Source organism: Streptomyces sp. NPDC054834, assembly GCF_053611185.1.
Window position 1 is genome coordinate 17,873 of the sequence record NZ_JBSGZV010000055.1, and the last position, 18,624, is coordinate 36,496.

6 protein-coding genes are annotated in these 18,624 nt (G+C 74.1%); 3 read left to right on the top strand and 3 right to left on the bottom strand.

Annotated features, from left to right (window positions below; genetic code table 11):
- The first annotated feature begins 6 nt into the window (after positions 1 to 6).
- The 3 genes from ACWGJM_RS42200 (at position 7) to ACWGJM_RS42210 (ending at position 16,477) form a co-directional block, all read left to right on the top strand.
- Positions 7 to 14,397 (top strand): SDR family NAD(P)-dependent oxidoreductase, encoded by a 14,391-nt coding sequence (locus tag ACWGJM_RS42200; RefSeq protein ID WP_453417066.1) that lies wholly within the window; start codon positions 7 to 9, stop codon positions 14,395 to 14,397.
- A 17-nt stretch (positions 14,398 to 14,414) separates the two neighbouring features.
- Positions 14,415 to 15,446 carry a ketoacyl-ACP synthase III family protein gene (locus ACWGJM_RS42205; protein ID WP_453417067.1) on the top strand — a complete coding sequence of 344 codons (1,032 nt, stop codon included), beginning with the start codon at positions 14,415 to 14,417 and terminating at the stop codon, positions 15,444 to 15,446.
- A 194-nt stretch (positions 15,447 to 15,640) separates the two neighbouring features.
- A complete protein-coding gene (locus ACWGJM_RS42210; RefSeq protein ID WP_453417068.1) occupies positions 15,641 to 16,477 on the top strand; it encodes an alpha/beta fold hydrolase in 837 nt (278 codons plus the stop codon).
- Between the two features lie 72 nt (positions 16,478 to 16,549).
- On the opposite strand, the gene ACWGJM_RS42215 is transcribed toward ACWGJM_RS42210, so the two are convergent.
- The 3 genes from ACWGJM_RS42215 to ACWGJM_RS42225 form a co-directional block, all read right to left on the bottom strand.
- Positions 16,550 to 17,506: a hypothetical protein gene (locus ACWGJM_RS42215; RefSeq protein WP_453417069.1), complete on the bottom strand. Its 957-nt coding sequence runs from the start codon at positions 17,504 to 17,506 to the stop codon at positions 16,550 to 16,552.
- Positions 17,503 to 18,387, bottom strand: coding sequence for a hypothetical protein (locus tag ACWGJM_RS42220; RefSeq protein WP_453417070.1), 885 nt, complete (start codon positions 18,385 to 18,387; stop codon positions 17,503 to 17,505). The genes ACWGJM_RS42215 and ACWGJM_RS42220 overlap by 4 nt, the downstream gene beginning before the upstream one ends.
- Before the next feature lie 66 nt (positions 18,388 to 18,453).
- Positions 18,454 to 18,597, bottom strand: coding sequence for a hypothetical protein (locus tag ACWGJM_RS42225; protein WP_453417071.1), 144 nt, complete (start codon positions 18,595 to 18,597; stop codon positions 18,454 to 18,456).
- Between the last annotated feature and the right edge of the window lie 27 nt (positions 18,598 to 18,624).

The following is an 18,624-nucleotide window of genomic DNA, read 5'->3' on the forward strand; positions in this document are numbered from 1 at the left end:
CCCGTCATGTCGAAGAAGCAGGACACCGTTGTGACTGATGCCATTGCCGTGGTCGGAATGTCGTGCCGCCTTGCCGGTGCGGAGGACACGGGCCGTTTCTGGGAGTTGCTGGAGGCGGGCCGGGAGGCGGTGGGTGAGGTGCCGTCCGGGCGGGGTGATGTGGGGGTGTCCCGGGGTGGTTTCCTGCCGGTGGTGGATGCTTTCGACGCGTCGTTCTTCGGGGTCAGTCCGCGTGAGGCGGCGGCGATGGACCCGCAGCAGCGGTTGATGCTGGAGTTGGTGTGGGAGGCGTTGGAGGGTGCGGGTGTGGTGCCCGGGGCGCTGCGTGGTGAGCGGGTGGGTGTGTTCGCCGGCGTCATCCAGGACGATTACGCGGCGTTGACGCGGGCGGCGGGTGCGGGGCGTTTCGGGACGTTCACGTCGACGGGTCTGCACCGGTCGATCGTGGCGAACCGGGTGTCGTATTTTCTCGGTTTGACGGGTCCGAGTCTGGTGGTGGATTCGGGTCAGTCGTCGTCGTTGGTGGCGGTTCATCAGGCGTGTGAGTCGTTGCGTAAGGGTGAGTGCTCCGCGGCGATTGCGGGTGGGGTGAATTTGCTGCTGGCGCCGGAGACTTCGGTGGCGGTGGAGCGTTTCGGGGGGCTTTCCCCGGAGGGCCGTTCGTTTGTGTTCGATGCGCGGGCCGATGGTTATGTGCGGGGTGAGGGCGGCGGTGTCGTCGTGCTGAAGCGGCTGGCGGACGCGGTCGCCGATGGTGACGAGGTGGTGTGTGTCATCCGTGGCGGTGCCGTCAACAACGACGGCGGCGGCACGGGCCTGACCGCACCCCGGTCGGCCGCCCAGGCCGAGGTGATCGGCCTGGCGCTGGACCGGGCCGGGCTGTCGGCGGCGGACGTGGCCTATGTGGAGCTGCACGGTACGGGCACGCCGGTGGGTGACCCGGTGGAGGCACGGGCGCTGGGGGAGGCCTATCAGGCTGACCGGTCGACTCCGCTGGTGGTGGGGTCGGCGAAGTCGAACGTGGGTCATCTGGAGGGTGCGGCGGGTGTCGTCGGCTTGATCAAGGCGGCTTTGTCGGTGCGGGCGGGGAAGGTTCCGGCGAGCCTGAACTTCGTCTCGCCGCATCCGGACATCGATCTGGAGGGCTGGGGTCTGCGGGTGCAGACCGGGCTGGGGGAGTGGCCGGTGGAGGGCGTGCGAAGGGCGGGCGTTTCGTCCTTCGGCATGGGCGGCACCAACGCCCACCTCATCCTCGAACAAGCCCCCGAGCCGGGCACCGGTGACGAGCCGGGCACGGCCGACGAGGGCCGGCTCGTGCCGTGGCTCGTCTCCGGCCGGACCCGGGCCGCGCTGCGCGAGCAGGCCGCGCGACTGCTCGACCACGTCGGCGCCGACGACGGCCCCGACCCGGTGGACATCGCCTTCTCACTGGCCGCCACCCGCACCGCCTTCGACCACCGGGCCGTCGTCCTGGGCGCCGACCGCGCGGAACTGCTGGCCGGCCTGGCCGCCGTCGCCGACGACGAGGCCCGGCCCGGAGTCGTACGCGGCAAGGCGGCCGGCGGCCGCACGGCGTTCCTGTTCACCGGCCAGGGCGCACAGCGCCTCGGCATGGGCCGGGAGCTGTACGGGCTGTCGCCGGTGTTCGCAGAGGCTTTCGACGCGGTGTGCGCGGCGGTGGATCCGCATCTGGAGCGGTCGCTGAAGGAGGTGGTCTTCGGCGAGTCCGAGCTGCTGCACCAGACCCAGTACACGCAGGTCGCGCTGTTCGCGGTGGAGACCGCTCTGTTCCGGCTGGTGGAGTCCTTCGGAGTCCGCCCGGACGTCCTGATCGGCCACTCGGTCGGTGAGCTGAGCGCCGCGCATGTGGCCGGGGTGCTGTCCCTGGCCGACGCGGGCGCGCTGGTGGCGGCTCGGGGACGGCTGATGCAGGCAGCGCGGGCCGGCGGCGCGATGCTCGCGGTTGCCGCTCCCGAGGCCGAAATCGCACCGGTTCTCGAGGAGTTCGCGGGCCGGGTGGACCTGGCGGCCGTGAACGGGCCGGCTGCGGTGGTGGTCTCCGGGGACGCGGACGCGGTGGAGGAGATCGCGGAGCGGTTCACCGGTGCGGGCGTGAAGGTGAAGCGGCTGACGGTCAGCCACGCCTTCCACTCCCCGCACATGGACCAGGCGCTGGAGGAGTTCACCCGCATCGCCTCGACCCTGACCTTCGGTCCTCCGGCGATCCCGGTGGTCTCCAACGTCACCGGGCGACTCGCGACAGCCGGGGAACTGACCGACCCCGCGTACTGGGCCCGTCACATCCGCGGCACCGTCCGCTTCCACGACGGCATCCAGACCCTCGCCGCCCAAGGTGTCACGACGTTCCTGGAACTCGGCCCGGACCCGGTTCTGACCGCGATGGTCCAAGGTGCCCTGGAATCAGCCGAGTTCACAGCAGCCGCTGTGCTCCAGAAGGGCAAGGACGAGGAGCGTGTCCTGCTGTCGGCGCTGGCCGTCGCACACACCTCCGGAGCCGAGGTCGGCTTCGGCGCGCTGCTCTCCGGGGGGCACCGCGTCCCCTTGCCCACCTACGCCTTCCAGCGCAGGCGCCACTGGATCGACCTGCCCGACGATCAGCCGCGCACGACGACGGCCACCGCCGTCCGCCCCGAGGCCGACACCACCGAGGACGACGAGGAGCAGGGGCAGCGCGCCGAGTGGGCGGCCCGCCTCACCGGGCTCACCGAGCGCCGACGGCACGAGCGGCTGACCGACCTCATCGCCCGGCACACCGCGGAGATCCTCGGGTACGAGAACACGGGCGAGGTCGACCCGGCCCTGACCTTCAAGGACCTGGGCTACAACTCCCTGACCTCGGTGGAACTGCGCGGCCGGCTCGTCACCGAGACCGGACTGGCGCTGCCCGCCTCCCTCCTCTTCGACCACCCGACGCCCAACGTCCTCGCCGCCCACCTGGTCCAGGAGCTGCTCGGCACCGCCGACGCGGCCCGGACGACCCACACTGCCACCGGCGCCGACGACGAGCCGCTGGCTGTGGTGGGGATGGCGTGCCGGTATCCGGGTGGGGTGGCCTCGCCGGAGGAGTTGTGGCGGTTGGTGGCCGACGGGGTGGACGCGATCGGCGGCCTGCCCGAGGACCGTGGCTGGGACGTGGAGGGTATCTACGATCCCGAGCGGGGTGTGAGCGGCAAGACGTATGCCCGGCACGGTGGTTTCCTGTACGACGCGGGGGAGTTCGACGCCGAGTTCTTCGGGATCAGCCCGCGTGAGGCGGCCGCGATGGACCCGCAGCAGCGGCTGTTGCTGATGACCGCGTGGGAGGCGCTGGAGCGCGCCGGAATCGACCCGCACACTCTGCGCGGCAGTGACACCGGTGTCTTCGCCGGCGTGATGCAGCAGGACTACGGGCCGAGGCTGCACGAACCCGCCGACGGTTTCGAGGGCTATCTGCTGACGGGTGGGACGGCGAGTGTCGCCTCGGGGCGGATCTCGTACTCGCTGGGTCTGGAGGGTCCGGCGATCACGGTGGACACGGCGTGTTCGGCGTCGTTGGTGGCCCTGCATCTGGCGGTGCGGGCGCTGCGGGGCGGGGAGTGCTCGCTGGCCCTGGCGGGTGGTGCGGCGGTGATGGCGACGCCGGGGATGTTCGTGGAGTTCTCCCGGCAACAGGGGCTGGCTCCTGACGGCCGCTGCAAGGCCTTCTCGGACACGGCGGACGGCACCGCGTGGGCCGAGGGCGCGGGTCTGGTCGTTTTGGAGCGGCTGTCGGACGCCCAGCGCAACGGACACAACATCCTGGCGGTGATCCGGGGCAGTGCGATCAACCAGGACGGCGCTTCCAACGGGCTGACCGCGCCCAATGGTCCCTCGCAGCAGCGGGTGATCCGGCAGGCGCTGGCCGACTCCGGTCTCACGGCCGCCGATGTGGATGCCGTCGAGGCGCACGGCACGGGGACGAGGCTGGGTGACCCGATCGAGGCGCAGGCCCTGATCGCCACCTACGGCCAGGAGCACAGCCCTGAACGGCCGTTGTGGCTGGGCTCGTTGAAGTCCAACATCGGTCACTCGCAGGCGGCGGCCGGCGTCGGCGGTGTCATCAAGATGGTGATGGCGCTGCGCCACGGTGTGCTGCCGCGCACCCTGCACCTGGACGCGCCGACCACGCACGTCGACTGGACGGCCGGCGCGGTCTCTCTCCTCACCGACCAGCAGGAGTGGCCGGACCTGGACCGCCCGCGCCGCGCGGCGGTGTCCTCGTTCGGTATCAGCGGCACCAACGCCCACCTGATCCTGGAACAGGCCCCGGACCCGGAGGCACAGACCGACCCGGTCGAGCCCGAGGCTGCGGTTCCCTGGGTGCTCTCCGCCCGCACGGAAGAGGCCCTGCGCGACCAGGCCGCCCGCCTGCACGCCCACGTCGAGGCCGACCCCGGCCTCACCCCCGCCTCCGTGGCCCGGGCCCTGGCCACCACCCGCGCCACCTTCGAACACCGCGCCGTCACCATCGGCACCGACCGGGCAGACCTGCTGGCGTCGTTGTCCGCGCTGGCCTCCGGCAACAGTGCGTCGAATGCCGTGACCGGTGCCGCGACCCCTGGCAAGACGGTGTTCGTCTTCCCCGGACAGGGCTCGCAGTGGGTGGAGATGGCTCGCGGGCTGTTCACCTCCTCCCCGCAGTTCGCCGCCCGGCTGCGCGAATGCGCCGAGGCCCTCACCGAGTTCACCGACTGGGACCTCCTCGACGTGCTGCTGACCGGCGACGGAGCCGCTCTCGAGCGGGTCGACGTCGTGCAGCCGGCGCTGTGGGCGGTGATGGTGTCACTGGCCGAGGTGTGGCGTTCGGTGGGCGTCGAGCCGGACGCGGTGGTCGGACACTCCCAGGGTGAGATCGCCGCCGCGTGCGTGGCGGGCGCGCTGAGCCTGACGGACGCGGCCCGCGTCGTCGCCCTGCGCAGCCAGGCCATCGGCGCGCTGGCCGGCCGGGGCGGCATGGTGTCGGTCGCTCTGCCGGTGGCGGAGGTACGGCCGTATCTCACGCCGTACGAGGGCGAGGTGGCCGTCGCCACCGTCAACGGCCCCCGCTCCACGGTGGTTTCCGGCGGCACCGCCGCCCTGGACGCGCTGATGGACCGCTGGCAGGAAGACGGTGTGCGGGCCCGCCGCATCCCGGTCGACTACGCCTCCCACTCCCCGCACGTGGAGGGGATCCACGACGAGGTGCACCGCCTGCTGGAGCCCGTCGCCCCCGTCTCCGCCCCCGTCGCGTTCTACTCCACGGTCGAGGTCGGCCCGATCGACACGGCCGGGCTGACGGGCGAGTACTGGTTCCGCAACCTGCGCCGGACCGTCGAGTTCGAGGACACTGTCAGGCTGCTCCTCGCGGACGGCTTCACCGGGTTCGTCGAGTGCTCGCCGCACCCCGTCCTGACCGTCGGCCTCCAGGAGACCTTCGAGGCGGCTGGCGTCGAGGGCCAGGCCGTCGCGGTCGGTTCGCTGCGCCGCGACGAGGGCGGCTGGGAGCGGTTCCTGCTGTCGGCCGGTCAGGCCTTCGCGCAGGGAGTGCCGGTCGACTGGTCCACCGTCGTACCCGAGGCAGCCCCCGCCGACCTGCCCACCTACGCCTTCCAGCACCGGCACTACTGGCTGACCGCCCCGGACCCGCAGGGCGACGCCTCCTCGATCGGCCAGGCGCCCGCGGGACACCCGCTGATCGGCTCGGTCGTGGAACTGGCCGGTTCGGCCGCCACCGTGCTCACCGGGCGGCTGTCGCTGCGCACCCACGGCTGGATCGCCGACCACGCGGTGGCGGGCCAGGTGCTGCTGCCCGGTACGGCGTTCGTGGAGCTGGCGCTGCGGGCGGCGGACGAGGTGGGCTGCGAGCGGGTGGGCGACCTGACCCTGCTGGAGCCGCTGGTGCTGCCCGAGCGGGGTGGTGTGCAGCTGCGCGTGGAGGTCGGGGAGCCCGACGGGGACGGGCGCCGCACGGTGTCCGTGCACTCCCGCCCGGACAGCGAGGCCAAGGGGCTCGCCTGGACCTGCCACGCCACCGGCGTGCTGGAGGAGACGGCCGGCTCCCCGGACATGGCAGCGGACCTGACCGCCTGGCCGCCCACCGGCGCCGAGGCCGTCGACATCGAGGACCTCTACCCGCGGCTGGCCGAGCACGGCTACGGCTACGGACCCGCCTTCCGCGGCCTGCGCGCCCTGTGGCGGCGGGGCGAGGAGGTGTACGCCGAGGTCGCCCTGGCCGACGGGCAGCACGCCGACGCCGCCGCCTTCGGCCTCCACCCGGCCTTGCTCGACGCAGCCCTGCACGCGGTGCTGGCCACCACCGGTGCCCTCCCGGCCGACGGGATCCGGCTGCCCTTCTCCTGGCAGGGCGTCGGCCTGTACGCCTCCGGCGCCCAGTCGCTGCGCGTGGCCGTCACCCCGGCCGGCGCGGACGACACCGTCACGCTCACGGTCGCCGACCCCACCGGCGCTCCGGTCGCCACCGTCGACGCCCTGGTGTGGCGCACCGCCGACCTGGCCCGGCTCGGCGCCGCGAACGTCGCCGACGCGCTGCTGCGCGTGGACTGGACGGCGCTCGCCGCCGACCCCGCGCAGGTCGCGGCCTGGAGCCTCCTCGGTCCCGACCACCTGGGCCTGGCGGCCGGCACCGCGCCCGAGCACCACTTCGCCGACCTGGCCGCGCTGACCGCCGCCCTGGAGGACGGCGCCGCCGTCTCCGGACCGGTCCTGGTGTGCCGAACCCCGTCGTACGACGCTGTCGACCCGGCGGGCGGCGCCCACACCGCCGTACGGGACACCCTGGCCCTCGTCCAGCAGTGGCTGGCCGACGAACGGCTGGCCGGGCTGCGGCTCGGCCTGGTCACCCGGGGCGCGGTCGCGGCGCCCACCGCCGACGCGCTCACCGACCTCGCCAACGCGCCGCTGTGGGGCCTGCTGCGATCCGCGCAGGCCGAGAACCCCGGGCGGTTCCTGCTGGCCGACGTCGACGCCGACGAGCGGTCCGTGGCCGCCCTGCCCGCCGCCCTGGCCGCCGGCTCTGCCCAGATCGCCCTGCGCGGCGGGGACGTACTCGTGCCCCGGCTGGCGCGGGCGGCCACCGGCGCGGCGCTGGTGCCGCCGAGGGACCGTCCCTGGAAGCTCGATGTGGTCGGCCAGGGCATGCTCGAGTCGCTCTCCCTGGTGCCGTGCGACGAGGCCGCCGCACCGCTGCGCCCGCACGAGATCCGCATCGCGGTCCGCGCCGCCGGCCTCAACTTCCGCGACGTGCTGATCGCCCTGGGCGTCCACCCGGGCGACGCCGACATGGGCGAGGGCGCCGGCGTGGTCACGGAGGTCGGCTCCGAGGTCACCTCGCTCAGGCCCGGCGACCGGGTGCTCGGCATGCTGCCCGGCGCGTTCGGGCCCGTCGCGGTGGCCGACGCCCGCTGGGCCGCGCGCATACCCGACAGCTGGACGTACGAGCAGGCCGCCTCCGTGGGCATCGTGTTCGCCACCGCCTACTACGGCCTGGTCACCCTCGGCCGGGTACAGCCGGGCGAGTCCGTCCTGGTGCACGCGGCCGCGGGCGGCGTCGGCATGGCCGCCGTGCAGCTCGCCCGCCACCTGGGCGCCGACGTGTTCGGTACCGCGTCCACCGGCAAGTGGGACACCCTGCGCGCCTCCGGCCTCGACGACCGGCACATCGCCAACTCCCGCACCCTCGACTTCGAGCACGAGTTCCGGGCCGCCACCGGCGGACACGGTATCGACGTCGTACTCGACTGCCTCGCCAACGAGTTCGTCGACGCGACCCTGCGGCTGACGGCGCCCGGCGGCCGGTTCGTCGAGATGGGCAAGGTCGACATCCGCGACCGCGAGCAGGTCGCCCGCGACCACCCCGGTGTCGACTACACCGCCTTCGACCTCATCCAGGTCGCCCTGCACCAGCCCGACGAGTACCAGCGGATCCTGCTGGCCCTGGTCGAGCTGTTCGAACGCGGCGACCTCAGCCCGATCCCGGTGCGTGCCTGGGACGTACGGGAGGCGCCCGACGCCTTCCGGTACGTCAGCCAGGCCAAGCACATCGGCAAGATCGTGCTGACGATGCCCCGGCAGTGGGACCCCGACGGCACGGTTCTGATCACCGGCGCCACCGGCACCCTCGGCCGGCTCGCCGCCCGCCACCTGGTGACCGAGCACGGCATACGCCACCTGCTCCTGGTCAGCCGGCGCGGACCGGCCGCCCGGGGAGCGGAGGAACTTCTCGAGGAGCTGCGGGCGCTCGGCGCCGACGCCACCGTCGCCGCCTGCGACGTCACCGACCGCGCGGCCCTGGCCGCACTCCTGGAGGCCGTCCCGGCCGGCCGGCCGCTGCGCGCGGTGGTGCACACCGCCGGCGTCCTCGACGACGGGCTGGTCTCCGCCCTCACCCCGGACCGTGTCGACGCCGTGCTGCGCCCGAAGGCCGACGCGGCCTGGCACCTGCACGAGCTCACCCGCGACGCCGACCTGACCCACTTCGTCCTCTACTCCTCCGTCATGGGCGCCCTCGGCAACGCCGGCCAGGGCAACTACGCGGCGGCCAACGTCTTCCTCGACGCCCTCGCCCAGCAGCGGCACGCCCAGGGGCTGCCCGCCACCTCGCTGGCCTGGGGCTTCTGGGAGGAACGCAGCGAGATGACAGGCGAGCTGGACGAGGTCGACCTGGCCCGCATCGCCCGCACCGGACTGATCCCGGTCACCTCCGGCGAGGGAATGGCGCTGTTCGACGAGGCCACCGCGGGCAGCGACCCCGCGCCGGTCGCCACCCGCCTCGACACCGCCCGGCTCGCGGCCCAGGCCTCCTCCGGCGTGCTGCCGGAGGTGTTCGCCGGACTGGTACGGGTCCGCACCCGGCGCACCGCGGGTTCGGCCGCCACCGCGGGCGGCGGCGTCATCGGACGGTTCGCGGGGCTGTCCCCGGCCGACCGCGACCGCGCCCTGATGGACCTGGTCCGCGAGCACGCCGCGACCGTCCTCGGCCATGCCTCCCCCGCCACGATCGGCACCGAGGCAAAGTTCAAGGAGCTCGGCTTCGACTCGCTGTCCGCGGTCGAACTGCGCAACCGGCTCGGCGAGACCGTCGGCGCACGACTGTCCTCCACGGCCGTCTTCGACTACCCGACCCCCACCGACCTCGTCCGGCACCTGCGCGGCGAACTCTTCGGCGACGAGGACGACCTCACCGCCGCACCGGCCGCGCCCGTACCGGCCGCCGCCGGCGACGCCGCCGACCCGGTCGTGATCGTCGGCATCGGCTGCCGGATGCCCGGCGGCGCCGACTCGCCGGAGGGCCTGTGGCGGCTGGTCGCCGACGGCGTGGACGCGATCGGCGCCATGCCCACCGACCGCGGCTGGGACCTGGAGAACCTCTACGACCCCGACCCCGACCGCTCCGGCAAGAGCTACGCGGTCGAGGGCGGCTTCCTCTACGACGCCCCCCGGTTCGACGCCGACTTCTTCGGCATCAGCCCGCGCGAGGCGGCCGCGATGGACCCGCAGCAGCGACTGCTGCTGGAGACCGCGTGGGAGGCGCTGGAGCGCGCGGGCATCCTGCCCGGCGGGCTCAAGGGCAGCCAGACCGGCGTGTTCATCGGCGCCCTGTTCCAGGAGTACGGCTCGCCGCTGCACGGCGCCGACGAGAAGGTCGACGGCTTCCGCCTCACCGGCAAGACCACCAGCGTCCTCTCCGGCCGTATCGCCTACTTCCTGGGCCTGGAGGGCCCGGCGATCACCGTGGACACCGCCTGCTCCTCCTCCCTGGTCTCCCTGCACCAGGCCGCGCAGGCACTGCGGCAGGGCGAGTGCTCGCTCGCCCTGGCCGGCGGGGTGTCGGTGCTGGCCACCCCCGGCATCTTCGCCGAGTTCAGCCGGCAGCGCGGGCTCGCCGCCGACAGCCGCATCAAGGCCTTCGCCGCGGCCGCCGACGGCACCGGCTGGGGCGAGGGCGCCGGCGTCCTCGTCCTGGAGCGGCTGTCGGACGCCCGCCGCAACGGTCACCAGGTGCTGGCGGTGATCCGGGGCAGCGCGGTCAATCAGGACGGCGCCAGCAACGGGCTCACCGCGCCCAACGGTCCCTCGCAGCAGCGGGTGATCCGGCAGGCGCTGGCCAACTCCGGTCTCACGGGCGCCGACGTCGATGTCGTCGAGGCGCACGGCACCGGCACCAAGCTGGGTGACCCGATCGAGGCACAGGCCCTGATCGCCACCTACGGACAGGACCACAGCGCCGAACAACCGCTCTGGCTGGGCTCGCTGAAGTCCAACATCGGCCACACCATGGCTGCCTCCGGCGTCGCCAGTGTCATCAAGATGGTGATGGCGCTGCGCAACGACGTCCTCCCGCGCACCCTGCACGTCGACGCGCCCACCCCGCACGTCGACTGGAGCAGGGGAGCGGTGGAGCTCCTCGCCCAGGAGCAGCCCTGGCCGGAACTGGACCGCCCGCGCCGGGCGGCCGTCTCCTCCTTCGGTATCAGCGGCACCAACGCCCACCTGATCCTGGAACAGGCCCCCGCGCCGGAGGCACAGGCGGACCCCGCCGAGCCCGAGGGAGCCGTCCCGTGGGTGCTCTCGGCCCGCACCGAGGCCGCCCTGCGCGACCAGGCCGTCCGGCTGCGCGCGTTCGTCGACGCGCGCCCCGGCCTCACCCCGGCCGCCGTCGGCCGCGCCCTGGCCACCACCCGCACGGCCTTCGAACGCCGTGCGGTCGTCGTCGGCGCCGACCGCACCGAATTCCTCGGCTCCCTGGACGCGTTCGCCGCCGGCGAGGCCTCCGCGAACGTGGTCTCCGGCACCGCGGTCCCCGGCAAGACGGTGTTCGTCTTCCCCGGACAGGGCTCGCAGTGGGCGGGAATGGCCCGCGGACTGTTCGCCTCCTCCCCGGTGTTCGCGGCCCGGCTGCGCGAATGCGCCGACGCGCTCGCCGAGTTCACCGACTGGGACCTCCTCGAGGTACTGCTCTCCGCGGACGCCGCCGCGGCGGACCTGCTGGAGCGGGTCGACGTCGTGCAGCCGGCGCTGTGGGCGGTGATGGTGTCACTGGCCGAGGTGTGGCGTTCAGTGGGTGTGGTACCGGACGCGGTGGTCGGGCACTCCCAGGGTGAGATCGCCGCCGCGTGCGTGGCGGGCGCGCTGAGCCTGACGGACGCGGCCCGCGTCGTCGCCCTGCGCAGTCAGGCGATCGGCGCGCTGGCCGGCCGGGGCGGGATGGTGTCGGTCGCTCTGCCGGTGGCGGAGGTACGGCCGTATCTGACCCCGTACGAGGGTGAGGTGGCCGTCGCCACGGTCAACGGCCCCCGCTCCACGGTCGTCTCGGGCGGCACCACCGCCCTGGACGCGCTGATGGAGCGGTGGCGGACGGACAAGGTGCGGGCCCGCCGCATCCCGGTCGACTACGCCTCCCACTCCCCGCACGTGGAGGGGATCCGCGACGAGCTGCTGAGGCTGCTGGAGCCGGTCGCGCCGGTGTCGTCGCCGGTGGCCTTCTACTCCACCGTCGAGGTCGCCCCGATCGACACGGCCGGGCTGACGGGCGAGTACTGGTTCCGCAACCTGCGCCGGACCGTCGAGTTCGAGGACACCGTGCGCACCCTGCTGGCCGAGGGCTTCACCGGGTTCGTCGAGTGCTCGCCGCACCCGGTGCTGACCATGGGCCTCCAGGAGACCTTCGAGGCGGCGGGCGTCGAGGGCCAGGCCGTCGCGGTCGGTTCCCTGCGCCGCGACGAGGGCGGCTGGGAGCGCTTCGTGCTGTCGGCCGGGCAGGCGTACGTCGAAGGCGTGCCCGTCGACTGGTCCACCGTCGTACCCGCGGCAGCCCCCGCCGACCTGCCCACCTACGCCTTCCAGCAGCAGCACTACTGGCTGGCCCCGCACGAGCCCGCCGCCACCGGCGCCGGCCTGGGCGCCGCCTCCCCGGACCACCCGCTGCTCACCGCGGCGCTGGAACTGCCCGGCTCCGAGGCGGTCCTGCTCACCGGCCTGCTCACCCCGCGCACCCTGCCGTGGCTCACGGACCACACCCTCGCCGAACGGGCCGTGCTGCCCGGTACGGCGTTCGTGGAGCTGGCGCTGCGGGCGGCGGACGAGGTGGGCTGCGAGCGGGTGGGCGACCTGACCCTGCTGGAGCCGCTGGTGCTGCCCGAGCGGGGTGGTGTGCAGCTGCGCGTGGAGGCCGGCGAGCCGGATGCCGACGGGCGCCGTACGGTGTCCGTGCACTCCCGCCCGGACAGCGAGGCCAAGGGGCTCGCCTGGACCTGCCACGCCACCGGCGTCCTGGAGGAGACGGCCCGGGAACCCGAGACGGCACCGGACCTGACGGTCTGGCCGCCGACCGGCGCCGAAGCGGTGAGCATCGAGGATCTCTACCCGCACCTGGCCGAGCACGGCCACGGCTACGGACCCGCCTTCCGCGGCCTGCGTGCCCTGTGGCGGCGGGGCGAGGAGGTGTACGCGGAGGTCGCCCTGGCCGAGGGGCAGCACGCCGACGCCGCCGCCTTCGGCCTCCACCCGGCCCTGCTCGACGCAGCCCTGCACGCGGTCCTCGCCGCCTTCCCGCGGGACGGCATCCGGGTGCCCGCCGCCTGGCAGGGCGTCACCCTGCACGCCTGCGGAGCGCAGACCCTCCGGGTCGCCGTCACCCCGGCCGGCCCGGACGGCACCGTCGCCGTCACCGCCGCCGACGCCACCGGCACCCCCGCCGCCACCGTCGACGCCGTCACCCTGCGGCCGGTCACCGCACACACCGTCCGGCACGCCTCCGCAGCCCAGCGGGACGCCCTGTTCCACGTCACATGGACCGACGCACCGGCCGTACGGCCCACCGCACAGGCGCCCGCCGCCTGGGCCGTGATCGGCGCGGACACCTTCAAGGCCCGCTCCGGGCTGATGGCGGCCGGCACCTACGCCGAGGCCTACGCCGACCTCGACGAACTCGCCGCCCGGATCGAGTCGGACGGCACCGCCCGGCCCGACGTGGTGCTGCTGTCCGCCGGACCCCAAGGCGCCGCGGGCGTCCTGCACCCGCTGCGCACCTGGCTCGCCGACAGCCGCTTCGCCGACGCGCGCATGGTGGTCCTCACCCGGGACGCCGTCCCCGCCCACGGCACGCCCGACCCGTACGCCGCCGAGGTGTGGGGACTCGTACGCGCCCTGGAGGCGGAGGCACCCGGCCGGTTCGTGCTCGCCGACACCGACGGCAGCAAGGCGTCCTGGCGCACTCTCGTGGCCCAGCTGTCCGGCACCGAGCCCCAACTGGCCCTGCGCCGCAGCGCCGTCCGGGTGCCGAGGCTGGCCCGCCTGCGGCCCGCGGCACCGGCCCCGGTCGTCGACCCGGGCGGCACCGCCCTGATCGCCGGGGCCGACGGCCCCCTCGGCCGGCTCGTCGCCCGCCACCTCGTCACCGCGCACGCAGTACAGGACCTCCTGCTGCTCGAAGCCGCGGGAGTGAGCGAGCTGTCGGCCGAACTGACCGGACTGGGCGCCCGCGTCACCGTGGCCGCACCGGACCCCGCCGACCCCGCGGCGCTGGCCGCACTGCTGGACGGCCTGCCCGCCGACCGCCCGCTGCGGACCGTGCTGCACATCACCGAGCCGGCGCCGTACGCGGTCGCGGCCGACCTCGGCCCGGACACGCTCGGACCGGCCCTGGCCGCCCGGGCCGAGGCGGTTCGAGCCCTGCACGAGGCCACGGCGGGCCGCGAGGTCAGCGCGTTCGTGCTGCTCGCCCCGGCGGCCGGCCTGCTCGGCGGCACCGGCCGCGCGGCCGACGCCGCGACCACCGCCCACCAGTCCGCGCTCGCCCACACCCGCCGCACCACGGGCGACACGGCGACGACCGTGACCTACGGCCCCTGGACGGACGGCGGCACCCCGGCGCTGCCCCCACTGGAGGAGACCGAGCTGCTCGACCTGCTCGACGCGGCCTGCGGGCTGGACCAGGCCGAGGTGGTCGTGGCCCGTCCCGCCTTCGAGGAGCTGGCCCGCCAGGCGGAATCCGCCCCGGCACCGGCACTGCTCCGCTCGCTGCTCGGCCGCCCCGCCAGGCGCCGGGCCCGGGACACGGCCGCCGACGAGGGACCGACGTTCAAACAGCAGCTGGCCGCACTCGACGACGACGCCCGCGACCGCACCCTGCTCGACCTGGTCCGCTCGCACGCCGCCGCCGTCCTCGGCCACGCCACACCCGACGCGATCGATGCGGAGCAGAAGTTCCGCGAGCTCGGCTTCGACTCGCTGCTCGCGCTCGCCCTGCGCAACGCGCTCAACGCGGTCACCGGCCTCAGGCTGCCGCCCGGAGTGGTCTTCGACCAGCCGACCCCGGCCGAGCTGGCACAGCACCTCAAGAAGCAGATCCTCGACTACTGACGGGCAAGGAGACCGGCATGAAAGCAGAAGGCGTCTTCATCGACTCCGTCGGCGTGTTCCTGCCCGACTGGGTGAGCGCCGAACAGGGCGTCGCCGACGGCCTGTACGACGAGGAGGTCTACAAGGCGAGCGGGCTGACCGGCACGCACGTCGCCGAGGACCTCCCGGCACTGGATATGGCGGTGACCGCCGCCCGCACCGCCCTGGAACGCGCCGGGCTCGACCCCGGCGACATCGAGTCGCACATCCACAGCGGCGTCTACCACCAGGGCCCCGACGGCTCCTACCCGCCCGCCTACATCCTGCGCGAACTCGGCGTCGGCAACGTGCCCTCCCTGCACATCCGGCAGGGCTGCAACGGCATGCTCGCCGCCCTCGAGATCGCCGTCGGGCAGATCACCGGCGCCGCCGAGATCGAGACCGCGCTGCTGACCACGGCACAGAACTTCAGCACCCCGCTCATCGACCGCTGGCGCGGCTTCGGCGACTCCTACATCCTCGCCGACGGCGCCGCGGCGGCCGTCGTCAGCGCTGACAGCGGCTTCGCCGAACTGCGCGCCATCAACTCCGGCACCCTGCCGGAACTCGAGAAGTGGCACCGCGGCGACGAGTCCCTGCTGCCGCCCCGCGACGGCACCCGGGCGGAGGTCGCCGTGGCCGAACGCGCGGCCCTGTTCAACGAACGGGAGATGCCCCTGGCCGAAACGGTGGAGCGTATCGGTGAGTTCGACCTGTCGATCATCCACCGGTCCCTGGTCGACGCCGACCTCAACGCCTCCGACCTGGCCCGCGTCATCCCGATCAACCAGGACGGCCGCATGATCGAGTTCTCGGTGCTCGTCCCGCTCGGCCTGCCGATGTCCCGCTCCAGCTGGGACTTCGGCCGCTCCGTGGGCCACGTCGGCGCCGCCGACCTGGTCATCTCGCTGGACCACCTGATCCGCGCCGGCGAACTCGAACCCGGCGACCACGTCCTGCTGCTCTCCCAGGGCCCGGGCTGGATCAGCTCGTCAGCGGTCCTGACCATCACCGACCGACCGACCTGGTAAGAGCCTGTGTCCGAACCCCGGCCGGGCGTCCGCCGCCCGGCACGCACTCACCCACGCTCGACTTCGCTCGGGGGACCCCCATCGGAGGACCTTCCGGCGCCTTGCGAGCGCACGTACCAGACGACGTGCGCTGATCCGACCGGAGTTCGGACACAGGCTCCACCACCGCCCGCGACCCGCTCCAGGAGCACCCCATGACCGAGGCAAGGTCCGCCGTCCTGCACGCCCCCGGCTGCGACATCCACTACGACGTCCGGGGCGCCGGCCCCCTCCTCCTGATCATCCAGGGCGGCGGCGGAGACGCCACCCGCACCGACGACCTCGTCTCACTGCTGACCGCCGACCACACGGTGGTCACGTACGACCGCCGGGGCCTGTCCCGCAGCCGCCTGCGGGAACCCGTGCACGCGGTCACCCCGGAGACGAACGCCGAGGACGCCCACCTGCTGCTGGCCGCCCTCACCGACGAACCCGCACGCGTCCTCGGCTCCAGCATCGGCGCCAACATCGCCCTCCACCTGGCCCTGCGCCACCCCGGACAGGTCCGCCGGGCCGTCGTCCACGAGCCCCTCGTCCTCGGCCTGCTCACCCCCGGCGAACGCGTGGAGGCCGCCCAGGCCCTGACCAAGCTGGAGGCGCTGCACGCCGCAGAGGGCTGGCCCGCGGCGGTGCGCGAGATGGCGGCCTTCAACAACATCGACCTGACCGTCGCCGACGTCGAACCGGGTGTCGTCCTGGAACCCACCAGCGCGGACCAGACCGACAACATCGAGTTCTTCCTCGCCAAGGAAGTGCCGCAGTTCCGCCGCAACCAGTTCGACGACGAGATGCTCGACCGTCTCAAGGCGTCCGGCGCCCGCGTCGTCCCCGCCGCCGGCGCCGCCTCCGGCCGCAACTGGTCCTGGCGCTGCGCCGAGGCCCTCGCGGCCCGTCTCGGCACCCCCCTGGAGCCCTTCCCCGGCGGCCACATCGGCCTGAAGACCCACCCCCGCGCCTTCGCGGCGAAGCTCCGGGAGGTCCTGACCGACTGAGCGTCACGCACCCGTCGTGCCGAGGGCCCCACGGAACGGTCTCCGTGGGGCCCTTCACGCGCGAGGCGCGCCTCACGTCCGACGGCGCGGCAGCAGACCCGCCACCTCCTCCAGCAGCTCCCGGCCGGGCCGGGCGAGCGCGTCACGGTGGCCGGTGAGACTGTTCAGGAGCTCCCGGGCGCAGGCACGGGCCGACCGCAGCGCCTCCTCCAGCAGCGCGGCCCGCGGGCCGGAGGTCCGCTCCAGGGCGGCCGCGCGCAGCGTCGGCAGGTGCGCGAACACGAACAGCTCGCGCAGGCAGCGCTCGGCGCTCCACCACTCGTTCTGCCAGGACACGTACACACTGGTGGCCCGGCCCCGCGCCGACCGGAAGGGGTCCGCGACCCGCCGGGCCTCGTTCAGCCACAGCAGCAGCGCCTCGTGGAACAGCGACTCCTGGAGGCTGTAGACCGAGGGCTCGGTGAACATGAACCCGGGCGGCAGCCGGTGCAGGCCCAGCCCGGTCAGGAACACGGTGAACGGCAGGCCCTCGAAGGAGCACGACGACATCGTCTCGCCCAGCGGAGCCAGGTCGGGCCGCGGCTTGAGCAGCACCACCGCGCCGGCGAAGTCCCCCACCACGCGCGCCGCCCACGGCGACAGCTCGGGCAGGGTGTCGACGGCCTCCGTCAGCCGGGCGGTGGTCCGCGGCCCCGGCAGCACCGTGCGGTAGCCGGACAGCGCCAACTCCCGCAGGACGTCCGGGCTCAGCCCGGTCGCGTACCGCAGCCGCAGCTGTCCGCCGCCGAACTCCACCAGCGAGGCGTCCGCCACTCCCAGCGCCTCGCCACCGGGCGGCGGGGCGGGCCAGCGGCCGTGGTTGAGCCACCCGCACAGGTACGGCGGCGGTGTACCGCCCGGCTGCCCGGCCCGGCCGGCGGGCGCACCGCCGTCCCGGGCGAGCAGGGCCGCGTAACGGGCACGTACGGCCTCGAGACCGGCCGGGCCGGCGGAGACCTCCGGCGCGGCGGCGGGAGAGTTGGCGTTCATCGTGTCCTTCCTGCGGCGGGCAGCCGGGCCAGGGAGGCCCGCGCGTACACCACCTGATAGCCGGGGAGGGTGAACAGCGACTCCCGGAACGTGCTGGTGGCGTCCAGGGCCACCGGGGCGGCGGGGGCCGGGTCCGGGCGGCCGTACAGCTCGGCGCGCTCGGCCAGGAAGTAGTGCAGGTTCAGCGCGTCCTGCCGGCGCTGGCACACCCACCACTGACGGCCCTCCTCCGCGCTGCCGTACCGGCGCAGGTAGGCCGCGACCGCCTGTTCCTCCAGCCGCTGCGCCAGCCGCTCGGACGCCAGCTGGCCCAGCACGTCACGCACCGGGCGGGCGCGCTCGTACAGGCAGTGGCCCAGTTCGTGGGCGAGTCCGGCGAGCGCCTCCAGCGTGGGCGCGTCCAGGCCGTGCACCACCAGCCGGCCGTCGTCGTCCACGCTGCGGAACGGCACCGGCACGTCGAGCCGGGACTCGGCGAGCACCTGCCGCACCTGCCGGGCGCGCGGCCCCAGGAGGCCGGGCAGGAGCTCGGCGGCGGTGGCGTGCGTGGGGTGCCGCAGCACCGTCGTCTGAGCGAGGAACGGCAGCCGCAGCTCCATGAACGGCAGGAAGTCCTCGACACGCAGCGGGATCAGCTCCCGGTACCGGCCGCTGTCCAGCACCGCCGCCACCTGCCGGTACGTCACGTCCGACAGCCGCCGCAGCCACACCGCGTCCCGCAACCGGGCGAGCGCCGCACGCCGTCCCGCCAGCAGCGCCGCCAGCAGCGGACCCCGTCCGAGGACCGACTCCTTCTGCAACTGCCGCCGGTGATCGCGGTAGGCGGCCACGGCGGGGGCGTACCCGCGCAACAGGGCGCCCCGCGCGGTACACGGACCCAACTGCCCACCCCCCCCGCTCGCGATCCGTTGGGCGGGGCGCCGTCAGGTGGGCCCCGCCCGGCGGGGTCAGCCTCCCAGGGCCTCGCCCTCGTCGAGTTCGGCGACCAGCTCCTCGAGGTCGGCCGTCACCGCGCTCTGCAAGCGGGGCGCGCTCTCCTCGGCCTCCTCCTCGGCCGCTGCCGGGGCGGGAACGTCGGCGGGGTCGGACATGGAACCTCCTCACGCTGTACGGACGAA

Coding starts and splice junctions, on each gene's coding strand:
- ACWGJM_RS42200 (WP_453417066.1), top strand. CDS start 7: ATGTCGAAGAAGCAGGACACCGTTGTGACTGATGCCATTGCCGTGGTC.
- ACWGJM_RS42205 (WP_453417067.1), top strand. CDS start 14,415: ATGAAAGCAGAAGGCGTCTTCATCGACTCCGTCGGCGTGTTCCTGCCC.
- ACWGJM_RS42210 (WP_453417068.1), top strand. CDS start 15,641: ATGACCGAGGCAAGGTCCGCCGTCCTGCACGCCCCCGGCTGCGACATC.
- ACWGJM_RS42215 (WP_453417069.1), bottom strand. CDS start 17,506: ATGAACGCCAACTCTCCCGCCGCCGCGCCGGAGGTCTCCGCCGGCCCG.
- ACWGJM_RS42225 (WP_453417071.1), bottom strand. CDS start 18,597: ATGTCCGACCCCGCCGACGTTCCCGCCCCGGCAGCGGCCGAGGAGGAG.